A 12656-nucleotide genomic window follows, 5' to 3' on the forward strand; every position below is an offset into this window, starting at 1 on the left:
GCCCGCGGGTAATGCTCGGTGGTTGCCAGCGTTCGCCAGCGAGGAGACTCCATGCCCGGTCCAGAGAAGAGCGAAGAAGACGTCGACAAAGACCCGCACGTCGCCGCGGCGCGGGAGGACACCGGCGAGGACGGCTCCTACGTGGGCCGGGCGTCGGGCGACGACGACTTCGACGCCGAGGAATCCGGCGCTGAGGCCCGCTCCACCGACCAGTGATCAGCTGTTGGCCACCTTGCGGATCAACGTCCGCGTGGCCTTCTCCAGGATGACCTGCGCGTCGCCGGGGTTGCGGGCGCGGTCGGCCCGCTTGGCCGCCGCGGCGATGGTCTGCCCCTGTTCGTATCCGCGGACCACGCGCGGGTCGACGTAGGAGCCGCGCGCCACCGCGGGCGTGTTGCCCAGCGCTTCGGACACCTCTTTCATCACCGCCGACTCGACGCGCTTGACCACCTTCGGCGACACCGGCGGGTCGGCGTCGACGAAGGCTTCGGCGGCGAGCACGGTGCCGTGCCAGGTGCGGAGGTCCTTGACGCTGTAGTCCTCCCCCACCAGTTCCTTGAAGCGGGCGTTGAGGTCGTCGGCGCGGATGTCGGTCCAGCCGGAGCCGTTGCGACACACCAGGAACCGGTCCGTCCGGCCGTCTCGGCGCATCAGCGAGCGCACCGCTCGCACCACCGCGTCGTCGGTGATCTCCAGCGTGCGGCGCACGCCGCTCTTGGCCGGGTAGTCGAACATCACCGAGTCGCGGTGCAGCGTGATGTGTTCGCACAGCAGCGTCGCCAACCCGTAGGACTCGTTCTCGTCGGCGTACTGCTCACCCCCGGCACGGAAATAGCCGCGATCGAGCAGGTGCAGCGCCAGCGCCAGCACCCGGTCGCGGCCGAGACCCTTGGCACCGAGATCCTCGGTAACCCGGGCCCGCCACTGTGGCAGCTGCAAAGACAGGTCCAGCACGCGGTCGAACTTCTCCTCGGCCCGCTCTTCCTGCCAGGCCTGGTGGTAGATGTACTGGCGCCGACCCGCCGCGTCGGTGCCGACGGCCTGGATGTGGCCGTTGGGGTGCGGGCTGATCCACACCTTCTTCCACGCCGGCGGGATGACCAGGTCTTTCACCCGTTGCAGGGTTTTCTCGTCGGTGAGCAGTTCACCGTCGCTGTCGTAGTACGCGAAGCCCTTACCGCGGCGCTTGCGCGTCAGGCCGGGCTTGTCGAGTGTGCTGCGCCGCAAGCGCACGCCGCCTCCAGGTGTGCTCAAACCGTTGCTATGGCGGCGGGATTACCCGCTGAACTGGGCTTTTACACCTGGGCCCGGGCCAGGGAAGTGTGGCGGTGGCGGAGGGATTTGAACCCTCGGACGGGGGTTACCCGTCACACGCTTTCGAGGCGTGCTCCTTAGGCCGCTCGGACACGCCACCGCTGGGTAGCTTACCGACGCACCCCGGGTGAACCCAAACCGCGTCTTCGCGGCGCTTTCGCCCGACATTTCGCGGCGACGGCGCGGGGTCGGCGCCGAGCGTGAGCCCAGTGCGAAAGATCGGCGCATTTATCGCACAGGATTCACTCTCGACGAGGTGGGCGCGGCCGAAGCGAGGCGGGAGTTCAGCGCTGGGCGGCGAAGAACTGCTCGAGCGGGGCGGCGCACTCGGCGGCCAGCACGCCACCGCGCACCTCGGGGCGATGGGTCAGCCGACGGTCGCGCACCACGTCCCACAGCGACCCGACCGCACCGGTCTTCGGCTCCCACGCCCCGAACACCACCCGCGCCACCCGCGCCATCACCAGCGCGCCGGCGCACATCGTGCACGGCTCCACCGTCACCGCCAACGTCGCGCCCTCCAGCCGCCAGCCGTCACCGTGCACCGCAGCCGCGGCGCGCAAAGCCAGGATCTCGGCGTGCGCGGTGGGGTCGCCGAGGGCCTCGCGGGCGTTGGCCGCGCGCGCCAACTCGGTGCCGTCGGCGGCGACGACCACCGCCCCGATCGGCACGTCGCGCGGTCCGGCTCCGGCCGCCGCGTCGAGCGCGAGCCGGATCAGCTCCGCGTCGGTCACCTGCCCAGACGTTCCAGCACCGACGAGAGCTCGTCGGCGAAGCCCATCTCCCGGGCGATCCGGCCCACCTGCTCGTCGGCGTAGAGGTCGCTCTCGTCGAGGATCACGCCCAACACACCGGCCGGCAAGCCGAGGTCGGCCAGCACCGCGAGGTCACCCTCCTCGAACGGGTCGGCGTCGTCGAGATCCTCGTCGTCGATGTCGGAGTCCAGCATCTCCAGCGCTTCCGCCGCGATGTCGTAGTCCAGGGCCGCGGTGGCGTCCGACAGCAGCAGCCGGGTTCCCGACGGCGCGGGCCGCACGATCACAAAGAACTCGTCGTCGATGTCGAGCAGCCCGAAAACCGCGCCGGCGCTGCGCAACTGGCACAGCTCGGTCTCCGCGTCCTTGAGGCTGGTCAACGCCGCGGCCCGCAGCGCGGTGCAGCGCCAGGTGCCGTCCTCACGGACCACCGCAACGCCGAAGCCGTCGGGCGTGTCCACCGACTGCTGTTGCTTCTGCGTTCGCTGCGCTCCCATGACAGCACACGGTAGTCCCCCGACAGGGCCTTGACCAGCGGTTCCAGACCGCCCCGAGGTGGGTGTGCCAACCTTGACCCGTGGCGAAGACACCGGTGTGCGTGATCGGACTCGGGCTCATCGGCGGGTCGGTGATGCGGGCGGCAACGGCCGCCGGACGTGAGGTCTTCGGCTACAACCGGTCTATAGACGGCGCCGACGCAGCCCGGGCGGACGGTTTCGACGCCACCACGGATCTCGACGAGGCGCTGGGCAAAGCCGCCGACACCGGCGCGCTGATCGTGCTGGCGGTGCCGATGCCCGCGTTGGCGCCGATTCTGCGCCGGGTCCGCGACCGCGCGCCGCACTGCCCGGTGACGGATGTCACCAGCGTCAAGGGAGCCGTGCTCGCCGAAGTGCGTGCCGCCGGTCTGCTGGAGCGCTTCGTCGGCGGGCATCCGATGGCAGGCACCGCGCACTCGGGATGGCACGCCACCGACGCCGGTCTGTTCGTCGACGCGCCGTGGGTGCTCAGCGTCGACGAGCAGGTCGACGGGCAGGTGTGGACGGAGGCGATGACGCTGGCACTGGACTGCGGCGCGTTCGTCGTACCGGCCCTGTCCGACGAGCACGACCTGGCCGCGGCGACGATCTCGCACCTGCCGCATCTGCTCGCCGAGGCCCTGGCGACCACGGCCGGCGCGGTGCCGCTGTCGTTCGCCCTGGCCGCCGGCTCGTTCCGGGACGGCACGCGGGTCGCGGCGACGGCGCCGGAGTTGGTGCGGGCGATGTGCGAGGCCAACGCCACCCAACTGGTATCGGTGCTCGAGCAGGCGTTGCGGCTGCTCACCGATGCCCGGGACCATCTCGCCGCCGGCCGCCCGGTGTCCGATCTCGTCGACGCCGGCCATGCCGCCAGGCTGCGCTACGACACCTTCAGCCGACCGTCCATCGACGACGTCGTGATCGGCGCCGACGGATGGCGGGCCGAACTGGCCACCGCCGGACGAGCCGGCGGGGTGATCAGATCCGCTCTGCCAACCCGGGATAGTCCAGCAGAAAACCCTCCGCATCCACGCTGAGAGTCGTCTCGGCGACCGGCGAGTGCACCTTGATGCCGTCCGAGCCGCTGCTGTAGCTGATCGTCGCGACGTCGACCGACAGTTCGGGCACCCGCACGTAGACCACCGGCACGGTCACCGACTCGCCGGGCTGGCGGTACACCCCGGTGCGGCGGAGCGGCAGCGTGTTGAAGAACGGGCTGAGGATCAGATCGACGTCGAGTGCGCCGTCGAACGCCGACCGGCTGGTCTGCCCGGAATGGTCCTGCACCAGCCACATGCTCTCCTCGTCACGGGCGATGGAGAGCTGGCGTTCCCGCTCGGCCATCGTGACGGTCAGCGACAGACGTTTGGTCGCGCCGAGTTCGTCGGTGACGAGGTCATAGGACGCGCTGAACGCCGGGTGCACCGGTGTCGCGGCGGCGACGATGCGGCCGTACGCCTTGATCCGGTTGCCGGACATTTGCACCCGGACCGACTCCATCCGCGGCACCTCGTGGGCACGCCACGTCAGTACTGCCGGCCATGAACCATGCGCTTCAGAGCGAGCCTCTTCACTCATCCCTCTACCGTATGCGAAGCGTCCCCACGTTTGCGGGCGGCTCGGGAACTGGACTGCGAACCGACGTGCGGACGTGATTCGACCGCGACTTCGTCGTCGAGCAGCGGTTGCGGCAGACGACGCCACCGCCCCAACCGACCGGTTCCGGGTGCCGACGCCCACACCGCGAAGGCCAGCAGCGCGTCGAGGAGCAACGCCAAGGCCGTGACCATCAGCGCGCCCACCAGGGCGATGTAGAACTCCCGGATCTTGATGCCGTCGATCAGGTAGCGGCCCAACCCGCCCAGGCTGGCGTAGGCCGCGATGGTGGCGGTCGCCACGATCTGAAGCGTGGCGGTGCGCAACCCTCCCAGGATCAGCGGCAAGGCGTTGGGAGTCTCGACCCGCAACAGGATCCGGCGCTCGGTCATGCCCATCGACCGTGCGGCGTCGACGACCGCCGGATCGACGTTGGCGATGCCCGCGTAAGTGCCGGCCAGCAGCGGCGGGATGCCCAGCAACATCAGCGCGACGGTCGGCGGTACCAGGCCCAGCCCCCACAGCAGCACGCCCAGCAGCAGCACACCCAGGGTGGGCAGGGCGCGCAGCGCGTTGACCCCGGTCACGATCAGGAACGTGCCGCGGCGGGTGTGCCCGATCAGCATGCCGACCGGGACCGCGATGAGCACCGAGAAGAACACCGCGATCACCGTGTACTCCAGGTGCTCGAGGATGCGCGCGGTCAGCCCGGCCGGGCCCGTCCAGTTCTCGGCGGTGAAGATGAACGACAGCGCCTGCTGCAGGAAGTTCACGCCGCCACCTCCTGCGCCTTGGGCTTTCCGGTGCTGCGGTCGGCCCGCGTCCAGGGCGTCAGAGCCTTGCCGGCCAACATGATCAGGGTGTCGATGACGATCGCCAGCACGAAGATCGCAATGATGCCGGCGACGATCTGGTCGCTCTTGTTGGACTGGTAGCCCTCGGTGAACCAGGTGCCCAGGCCGCCGATGCCGATGACGGAACCGACCGCGACCATCGAGATGTTGGTCACCGCCACCACCCGCAGACCGGCGATGAGGACCGGGATCGCCAGGGGCAGTTCGATTTTGAGCATGCGCGTGAGCGGCCGGTACCCGACGGCGGTGGCGGCGTCGCGCACCGCCGCAGGCACGGCGTCCAACGCCTCGGGCACCGCACGCACGAGCAGCGCGGTGGTGTAGAGCGTCAACGCGACGATGACGTTGGCCTCGTCGAGGATTCGGGTCGGGATGATCAACGGCAGCACGACGAACAGCGCCAGCGAGGGGATCGTGAAGACGATGCTGGCCGTCACCGTGGTCAGCCGGCGCAGTGCGGTGGTGCGCTGCACCGCAGCGCCGAGCGGAACCGCGATGAGCAGCCCCAGCACGATGGGCACCAGCGACAGGCGCAGGTGGATCACCGTGAGTTCCCAGGCGTCGTCGAGGTTGTCGAGCAGATAGTTCACCGGCTCACCCCCGCTGCTTCTGCAGCGCCTCGAGCACGTCGGTGGCCAGCACCCCGCCGATGGGTTCACCGCCGCCGTCCACGGCCACCCCCAACCCGGACGGCGAGGACAGCGCCGCGTCGAGCGCCTGGCGCAGCGAGTCGTCCGGCCTGAACAGTGACCCGCCCGCGGTGGTGCTGTCGTACAACGAGTCTCCGGCCCGGTGCATCTCGACACCCGCCGCGTCGATCCACCCGTAGGGCGACCCGTCGGGCTTGGTGACCAGGGCCCACTGCCCGGCCGTCAGATCCAGCCCGTCGATGCCGGATTCGGCGACGACCCGCAGTTCGTGCATCGGCAGCCCGGTGGCGTGGCGGAACTGCAGGCCACGGTAGCCGCGGTCGGCACCGATGAATCCGGCGACGAAATCGTTGGCCGGGTTGGACAGTAGGCGCTCGGGGGCGTCGTACTGTTCGAGGACGCCGCCGCGTCCGAACACCGCGACCCGGTCGCCGATCTTCACGGCCTCGTCGATGTCGTGGGTGACGAAGACGATGGTCTTGTGCAGTTCGGCTTGCAGACGCAGGATCTCGGTCTGCAGCTCCTCGCGAACGACCGGATCGACAGCGCTGAAAGGTTCGTCCATCAACAGGATCGGCGGGTCCGCCGCGAGCGCCCTCGCCACCCCGACGCGCTGCTGCTGACCTCCGGAGAGTTGTGCCGGATATCGTTGGGCCAGTTCAGGATCCAGCCCGACCCGTTCGAGCACGCCGAGTGCGGCCTTACGGGCCTTACGGCGGGACTCTCCTTTGAGAACCGGGACGGTGGCGACGTTGTCGATGACCCGCTGGTGTGGCATCAGGCCCGCGCTCTGGATCACGTAGCCGATGCCGAGGCGCAGCTTGACCGGATCGACGGTGGAGATGTCGGAGCCATCGACCGTCAGCGTGCCCGACGTCGGTTCGATCATCCGGTTGATCATCCGCATCGACGTCGTCTTGCCGCATCCTGACGGGCCGACGAACACGGTCAGCGTCCCGTCGGGAACGACCAGGTCGAGGTTGTCGACGGCGACGGTGCCGTCCGGGTACTGCTTGGTGACGCCGGCGAATTCGATCACGGTGACCTTTCGATGCTCAGGGCTGCACGGGTTGGTCGAACCCGTGCTCCCGGACCCAGTTCGCCGCGGCTTCATCCGGGTTGATGCCGGAGTTGCCGGAGGCTTCGGTGTTGAGCCGGATCAGGTCCTCGGTGGTCAGCTCGGCCGACACCGCGTCGAGGACGGTCTTGAGTTCGTCGGACTTCTTCTGCGAACTGACCAGCGGGATCACGTTGGCGGCGAGGAAGTTGTTCTTCGGGTCCTCGAGCACCACCAGGTCGTTCTCCTCGATGGCCGGGGAAGTGCTGAAGATGTTGGCGGCGGTGACGGTGCCGTCGGTCAACGCCCGCACCGTTGCCGGGCCGCCGCCGTCGCTGATCGCCACGAAATTGCTGCGCGGGATGTCGAGGCCGTAGTTGGCCTTCAGCCCGGGCAGGCCCTCGGCGCGGTTGATGAACTCCGACGGCCCGCCGAACTTCACCTCCGCCGAATGCTCGGCGAGGTCACCGATCGTCGTCAGGTTCCAGCGTTGCGCGGTTTCCGACGTCACCGCGACGGTGTCCTTGTCCTCGGCCGGGGACGGGTTGAGGATCGACAGGTCGCCGGGCAGCTTTCGGAACAACTCCAGCAGCACCCCGTCGGGGGTGGTGACCTCGGTGTCGGGATCGAAATACTGCAGAAGGTTGCCGGTGTACTCGGGGATCAGGTCGATGGAGTGGTCCTGCACCGCCGGGATGTAGGTTTCGCGGCTGCCGATGCCGAACTGGCGGCCCACGGTGAACCCGTTCGCCTCCAGCGCCTGCGCATAGATCTCGCCGATGATCTTGGACTCGGGGAAGTCCGCCGAGCCGACGACGATCGATTTCAGGTCACCGGAGACCTCTCCGCCACCGAGCGGGTTGGCGCTGCCGCACGCCACCACCAACAGCGCTACCAGCGCGAACACCGCGCTCAGCGCGGAACGAGGCCCGGCCGGCCCGAGTCGTCGGGAACGATTCACGCGAACGTCCTTCCAGCTGTGGGGCTCCTGGGAACCTTTCGTGACCCTAACGCGACCCGCGCAGTGGTTTCATCGGAAGACGGAAAGGGGAAGATGGAGAGCATGACCAGCGATCCGTTCGCGTCGCCCGACACGCCGTCCGACACGCCGCCCCCTGCTCCGCAGGCCACGTCGTCCGACACGTCGAAGCCAGCCAAGAAGCCCGGGGCACCCGAGGACGCCGTGAAGTTCACCAGGGCGGCCGCGTTGTGGGGCTCGTTGATCTTCGGCTTCCTGATTCTGATCGTGCTGCTGATCTTCATCGCGCAGAACACCGAGTCCGCCGAGTTCGCCTTCCTCAACCTCAGCTGGAGCTTGCCGCTGGGCGTGGCGATCCTGTTCGCGGCCGTCGCCGGCGGGTTGTTGACGGTGGCCGTCGGCGCGGTACGCATCTTTCAGCTACGCCGCGCCGCGAAGAAGAACCTCAAGGCCGGTCTCTGACCCGGTCACCGGATCATCACCAGTTGGTCGACCGAGTCCTTCGGTAACTCGCCGTCGACGGTGGCGGTGACGGCCATGTTGTTGACCGTGATGGCGCCTTTGTGGTTGTCCAGCCACGCGGTGTCCGCGGCGTCGCGGCCTGTGGCGATGCGCACCATCGACTGACGCGGCGCCAGGCACGTGGCATCGACCACCTGCCAGCGGCCGTCCACCAGCGCCTCGGCGACGGCGTGGAAGTCCATGGGCTGACAGCCCGGCGCATAGACCGAGACCAGGCGGGCGGGCACGTTGACCGAGCGCAGCAGCGCGATGACCAGATGGGCGTAGTCTCGGCACACCCCGGAGCCCGCCAGCAGCGTGTCGGCCGCGCCGTCGATCGGATCGCTGGAGCCGGGCACGTAGCTCAGCCGGGTCCCGACCCACGACGAGATCTTCTCCAGCACGGACACCGAGTCGGCGACGTCGCCGAATTCGGTGCCGCCGAATCCGAAGAACTTGTCGGCCTCCGCGTAACGACTGGGCCGTAGATACGTCGAATAGTCCAGGTCGCCGACCGGGGCGGGGTCGGCCTGCCCCAGCACGGTGGCCGTGTAGTTGACCTTCAGGTTTCCGACCGGGGCGTCGAGCATGTGGATGCGGTTGCCGTGTTCGCCGGCGATCTCGCGGACATCGGGATCGATTGTCTTGCCGTCCAACTCGAACGACAGCGACTCCGTCACCTCGGCGCCCGGATGCGGCGCGACCGCGATCTGGAACTCCAGCGTCGTCGGCGCGGTGATCTGGACGTCCAACTCCGCACCGACATCGCGCTTCATCACCGGGCGTTTCCTTCCGATCCGGGAAAGGAATCCCGAGGGTTGTTTTTGGGGCACGCGTCTTTCTACCCCGCAATGACCTGCGCCGAAACTCGGCGGCGTCAGCTCAGCTGGGCCAGGCCGGCGGCGACCAGCGGGCCGACGGCCTGCTCCACCTTGTCGCTGTCATCGGTGACACCGCTCTCGCGGGCCCGGTAGGCGATGCCCGCGCCGATGATCGCGAGCTTGAAATACGCCAGCGCCATGTAGAAGTCCCAGTTGTCCAGCGAACCGCCGGCGGCGGTGGCGTACTTCTCGGCCAGGGCGTCGGCGGTCGGGATCTGGTCGGCCGCCCACGCGGCGTCGGAATGCACCAGACGGAACGTCGGGTGCCGGTACACGCACATCAGCGCCGCATCGGACAGCGGATCGCCCAGGGTCGACATCTCCCAGTCGAGGACGGCGACCACCTTGGTCGGATCGTTGTCGTCGAGGATCGTGTTGTCGATGCGGTAGTCACCGTGCACGATCGCCGCGCGGCTGTGGGCCGGGACCGCGGCGGCCAGCTTGGCGTGCAGCTTCTTCACGTCGTCGTCGCATGCGTCGTCGGCACGTTTGACGAGCTCCCACTGCGAACCCCAGCGCCGGACCTGTCGTTCCAGGTAGCCGGCCGGTTTACCGAAGTCGCCCAACCCCACCGCGTCAGGATCCACCGCGTGCAGGTCGGCGAGCACGGTGATCAGCGAGTCCACGCATGCTTCGATGGCGGCGGTGTCACCGATCTCGGCGAGTTGGTCGGAATAGCGCACCACCCGGCCGGGCACGTATTCGACCATCTGGAACGGCGCGCCCAGCACCGAGTCGTCGTTGCGCATCGTCACCGCCCGCGCGACCGGCACCGGGGTGTCGGCCAGCGCGGCCACCACCCGGTATTCGCGCGCCATGTCGTGCGCCGACGGCGTCAGGCCGTGCAGCGGCGGCCGCCGCAGCACCCAGCGCGACGTGTCGTCGCTGACGAGGAACGTCAGGTTCGAGCGGCCACCGGAGATGAACTCGGCACGCAGTTCTCCGCTGCGCGGCACCCCGGCGTCGCGCAGATGTCGGTCCAGGGCAGTGAGGTCGAGTCCGTCGAGGTCGGTCACGCTGATCTGTCTACCATCGCGAATTGCGCGGCAATAAGTCCCATACGTGTTCGGTGGTGTTCACGGCCGCGACGGCCAGCCGGCCGGTGCGCGAGGACAGCAACCGGGTCACCGAGGCGTAGTCGACGTGAAACGACAGCAGCCGCTCGGTGCCCAGGATGCGGTGCAGCAGCACATTGATCACCCCGCCGTGGCTGAACACCGCGACCGTGTCGTCGTGCTCGGCCTCCGCCACCAGGTCGTCGATCGCGGCGCCCACCCGCCCCAGGAACTCCGACTCGTCCACTCCGCTGGGCAGCCGGCCGTCGATGAGGCGCTGCAACTCCTGCGGATTCTCCTTGGCGATCTGCTCGACGGGAATGTAGTGCGGCAGGTCGCGGTCGTACTCGGCGAATCGTTCGTCGATCTCGATGGAGAGACCCAGTTTGTCGGCGACCGGTCGGCCTGTCTCGATCGCGCGGACCTGGGGGCTGCTCACCACGCGGGAGATCGGGAAGCGGGCCAGCGCGTCGGGCAGCCGCGCCGCCTGCGCCACACCTTCGTCGGACAGGCTCGGGTCGGAGCCCTGCCCGGGCTCGCTCCGCCGGGGTAACGCATGTCGGACCAGAAGCAGTTGCACCGTGACACCATAGGACTCGTGCGCGCCTTCGCCTGCCCCGTGTGCGGGTCGTTCGCAGCGTTCGAGGCGACCGCCTGCTCGGTGTGCGCAGCGGCCATCGGCCTGCATCCGCCGTCGATGACGATGTTCCAACTCGGCGACGAGGGTGTGGACATCGACGAGCGGTGTTGGATCCGCTGCACACAGAGCCTGACACTGGGCTGCAACTGGCTGGTTCCCGAGGACGGCGACGACGCCGGTGCCCGGGGCCGGTGCCTGCCGGACTCGTTGATCCGTCGCGAACCCGACGCCTCGGACACCGTCGCGCGGGAGAAACTGGCGCCCACCGCCCAGGCGCTACGCCGGCTGATCTACCAACTGCTCGACCTGGGCCTGCCGGTGCAACCGTTCTGGCACACGGACGGACCGCCCGGGCTGGCGTTCGACCTGCTGTCGAGCTACAGCGAGCGCGAGCGGGTGACGATCGGACACGCCGGCGGGGTGATCACCATCGACCTCGTCGAATCGCTCGACGCCTATCGCGAGTCCCTGCGGGTGCGACTGGGCGAGCCGTACCGCACGATGCTCGGGCATTTCCGGCACGAGGTCGGCCACTACTACCAGCACATCCTCGTCGAAACCGGTTCGGGGGCGGACAGATACCTCGCCGAGTGCCGTGCGCTGTTCGGCGACGAGCAGGCCAGCTACGCCGCCGCGATCGACCGTCACTACCGCTTCGGTGCGCCCGCGAGCTGGGCCGAATCGTTCATCTCGGAGTACGCCACGATGCACCCCTGGGAGGATTTCGCCGAGTGCTTCGCGCACTACCTGCACATCACCGACACCATCGACACCGCCCGCGAGGCGGGCATGGTGCTGCACGCCGATCGAGTGCGGTTCGCCGCCCCGCGCGATGTGGCACCGCTGGAATGCTATGACGACGTCCCCGTCGAACGGCTGCTCGACGACTGGTCGTGGATCTCGCTGTTCTTCAACAGGGTGAACACCGCGATGGGCAAGAATCCGCTGTATCCGTTCACGATCCCGCCGCCGGTCGTGACCAAACTCGACTTCGTCCACCGGGTCGTTCGGGCGTCAGCCCGGGAGTGGAGAGCCGGATGACCTACCCCGCTGAGCTTTTCGACCTGACCGACCGGGTGGTCCTGATCACCGGCGGCAGCCGGGGGCTGGGGCGGGAAATGGCGTTCGCCGCGGCGCGGTGCGGTGCCGATGTCGTCATCGCCAGCCGCAAGTACGACTCCTGCGTGGCGACCGCCGAGGAGATCACCGCCGCGACGGGCCGGCGCGCATTCCCGTACGCCGTGCACGTGGGTCGGTGGGACGAGTTGGACGGCCTCGTCGACGCCGCCTATACCGAGTTCGGGCGCGTCGACGTGCTGGTCAACAACGCCGGCATGTCACCGCTGTACGACAAGCTGTCCGACGTCACCGAGAAGTTGTTCGACGCGGTGACGAACCTCAACCTCAAGGGGCCGTTCCGACTTTCGGCGCTGGTCGGTGAACACATGGTCGCCGACGGCGGCGGCTCCATCATCAACGTCAGCACGCACGGCTCGCTGCGCCCGCATCCATCGTTCATCCCCTACGCGGCCGCCAAGGCCGGGCTGAATGCGATGACCGAGGGCCTGGCACTGGCCCTCGGTCCGACCGTGCGGGTGAACACGCTGATGCCGGGTCCCTTCCTCACCGACGTCAGCGCGGCATGGGACTTCGGCGATTCCGCCAACCCGTTCGGTGACAGCGCGCTGCAGCGCGCTGGACAGCCTGCCGAGATCATCGGCGCCGCAGTGTTTCTCATGTCGGACGCGTCGAGTTTCACCACCGGTTCGATTCTGCGCGCCGACGGGGGAAGCGTCTGACCAGCCTGATTCGTCAGGGAGTGACTGCGGCACGACTCGTCAGGGAGTGACTCC

16 protein-coding genes and 1 tRNA gene are annotated in these 12656 nt (G+C 68.6%); 5 read left to right on the top strand and 12 right to left on the bottom strand.

The window, feature by feature from the left end:
- Positions 1–51: 51 nt before the first annotated feature.
- Positions 52–216, top strand: a complete 165-nt coding sequence (locus tag J3476_RS04055) for a hypothetical protein (protein WP_173012134.1) — start codon at positions 52–54, stop codon at positions 214–216.
- Here the strand turns inward: J3476_RS04055 and J3476_RS04060 are convergent, their stop codons facing one another.
- The 4 genes from J3476_RS04060 to J3476_RS04075 all read right to left on the bottom strand — a co-directional run bounded on the left by J3476_RS04060 (position 217) and on the right by J3476_RS04075 (position 2566).
- Positions 217–1233 carry a DNA topoisomerase IB gene (locus J3476_RS04060; protein ID WP_207065260.1) on the bottom strand — a complete coding sequence of 339 codons (1017 nt, stop codon included), beginning with the start codon at positions 1231–1233 and terminating at the stop codon, positions 217–219.
- Between the two features lie 90 nt (positions 1234–1323).
- Positions 1324–1414 (bottom strand) — tRNA-Ser (locus tag J3476_RS04065).
- 184 nt (positions 1415–1598) lie between these two features.
- Positions 1599–2048, bottom strand: a complete 450-nt coding sequence (locus J3476_RS04070) for a nucleoside deaminase (protein WP_207065261.1) — start codon at positions 2046–2048, stop codon at positions 1599–1601.
- Positions 2045–2566 (bottom strand): tRNA adenosine deaminase-associated protein, encoded by a 522-nt coding sequence (locus J3476_RS04075; protein ID WP_152519096.1) that lies wholly within the window; start codon positions 2564–2566, stop codon positions 2045–2047. The genes J3476_RS04070 and J3476_RS04075 overlap by 4 nt, the downstream gene beginning before the upstream one ends.
- Positions 2567–2661: 95 nt before the next feature.
- Here J3476_RS04075 and J3476_RS04080 point away from each other — a divergent pair, with 95 nt between their 5' ends.
- Positions 2662–3627, top strand: a complete 966-nt coding sequence (locus J3476_RS04080; RefSeq protein WP_207065320.1) for a prephenate dehydrogenase — start codon at positions 2662–2664, stop codon at positions 3625–3627.
- Here the strand turns inward: J3476_RS04080 and J3476_RS04085 are convergent.
- From J3476_RS04085 to J3476_RS04105, 5 genes are read right to left on the bottom strand one after another with little or no spacing between them, the layout of a single operon-like run.
- Positions 3569–4168 carry a putative glycolipid-binding domain-containing protein gene (locus tag J3476_RS04085; RefSeq protein ID WP_152519097.1) on the bottom strand — a complete coding sequence of 200 codons (600 nt, stop codon included), beginning with the start codon at positions 4166–4168 and terminating at the stop codon, positions 3569–3571. The genes J3476_RS04080 and J3476_RS04085 overlap by 59 nt on opposite strands.
- Positions 4165–4959 carry an ABC transporter permease gene (locus J3476_RS04090; RefSeq protein ID WP_207065262.1) on the bottom strand — a complete coding sequence of 265 codons (795 nt, stop codon included), beginning with the start codon at positions 4957–4959 and terminating at the stop codon, positions 4165–4167. Before J3476_RS04090 ends, J3476_RS04085 begins: the two co-directional genes overlap by 4 nt.
- Positions 4956–5630 (bottom strand): ABC transporter permease, encoded by a 675-nt coding sequence (locus J3476_RS04095; RefSeq protein ID WP_207065263.1) that lies wholly within the window; start codon positions 5628–5630, stop codon positions 4956–4958. The genes J3476_RS04090 and J3476_RS04095 overlap by 4 nt, the downstream gene beginning before the upstream one ends.
- 4 nt (positions 5631–5634) lie before the next feature.
- Positions 5635–6729: an ABC transporter ATP-binding protein gene (locus tag J3476_RS04100; RefSeq protein ID WP_286182586.1), complete on the bottom strand. Its 1095-nt coding sequence runs from the start codon at positions 6727–6729 to the stop codon at positions 5635–5637.
- Between the two features lie 16 nt (positions 6730–6745).
- Positions 6746–7663, bottom strand: a complete 918-nt coding sequence (locus tag J3476_RS04105; protein WP_207065321.1) for an ABC transporter substrate-binding protein — start codon at positions 7661–7663, stop codon at positions 6746–6748.
- A 147-nt stretch (positions 7664–7810) separates the two neighbouring features.
- Between J3476_RS04105 and J3476_RS04110 the strand changes: the two genes are divergently transcribed.
- The gene (locus J3476_RS04110; protein ID WP_207065265.1) at positions 7811–8188 is read left to right on the top strand and encodes a lipopolysaccharide assembly protein LapA domain-containing protein; all 378 of its coding nucleotides are present in this window, start codon (positions 7811–7813) and stop codon (positions 8186–8188) included.
- A 5-nt stretch (positions 8189–8193) separates the two neighbouring features.
- On the opposite strand, the gene J3476_RS04115 is transcribed toward J3476_RS04110, so the two are convergent.
- The 3 genes from J3476_RS04115 to J3476_RS04125 form a co-directional block, all read right to left on the bottom strand.
- A complete protein-coding gene (locus tag J3476_RS04115; RefSeq protein WP_207065266.1) occupies positions 8194–9003 on the bottom strand; it encodes a transglutaminase family protein in 810 nt (269 codons plus the stop codon).
- 101 nt (positions 9004–9104) lie between these two features.
- Complete coding sequence (locus J3476_RS04120) at positions 9105–10124, bottom strand: phosphotransferase family protein (RefSeq protein ID WP_207065267.1); 1020 nt, start codon at positions 10122–10124, stop codon at positions 9105–9107.
- A gap of 10 nt (positions 10125–10134) precedes the next feature.
- Positions 10135–10743, bottom strand: coding sequence for a histidine phosphatase family protein (locus tag J3476_RS04125; RefSeq protein ID WP_207065268.1), 609 nt, complete (start codon positions 10741–10743; stop codon positions 10135–10137).
- A gap of 18 nt (positions 10744–10761) precedes the next feature.
- Here J3476_RS04125 and J3476_RS04130 point away from each other — a divergent pair, with 18 nt between their 5' ends.
- Together J3476_RS04130 and J3476_RS04135 are read left to right on the top strand one after the other, a co-directional pair.
- Positions 10762–11844: a putative zinc-binding metallopeptidase gene (locus J3476_RS04130; RefSeq protein WP_286182587.1), complete on the top strand. Its 1083-nt coding sequence runs from the start codon at positions 10762–10764 to the stop codon at positions 11842–11844.
- Positions 11841–12602, top strand: a complete 762-nt coding sequence (locus J3476_RS04135) for an SDR family NAD(P)-dependent oxidoreductase (protein ID WP_207065270.1) — start codon at positions 11841–11843, stop codon at positions 12600–12602. The genes J3476_RS04130 and J3476_RS04135 overlap by 4 nt, the downstream gene beginning before the upstream one ends.
- Positions 12603–12656: the final 54 nt, after the last annotated feature.

It is taken from the genome of Mycobacterium sp. PO1 (assembly GCF_017312405.1).
GTDB lineage: Bacteria > Actinomycetota > Actinomycetes > Mycobacteriales > Mycobacteriaceae > Mycobacterium.

Bases quoted from the DNA above. Each gene is read 5' to 3' on its own strand.
- J3476_RS04075 (WP_152519096.1), bottom strand. From the start codon at position 2,566: ATGGGAGCGCAGCGAACGCAGAAGCAACAGCAGTCGGTGGACACGCCC.
- J3476_RS04110 (WP_207065265.1), top strand. From the start codon at position 7,811: ATGACCAGCGATCCGTTCGCGTCGCCCGACACGCCGTCCGACACGCCG.
- J3476_RS04115 (WP_207065266.1), bottom strand. From the start codon at position 9,003: ATGAAGCGCGATGTCGGTGCGGAGTTGGACGTCCAGATCACCGCGCCG.
- J3476_RS04055 (WP_173012134.1), top strand. From the start codon at position 52: ATGCCCGGTCCAGAGAAGAGCGAAGAAGACGTCGACAAAGACCCGCAC.
- J3476_RS04135 (WP_207065270.1), top strand. From the start codon at position 11,841: ATGACCTACCCCGCTGAGCTTTTCGACCTGACCGACCGGGTGGTCCTG.
- J3476_RS04085 (WP_152519097.1), bottom strand. From the start codon at position 4,168: ATGAGTGAAGAGGCTCGCTCTGAAGCGCATGGTTCATGGCCGGCAGTA.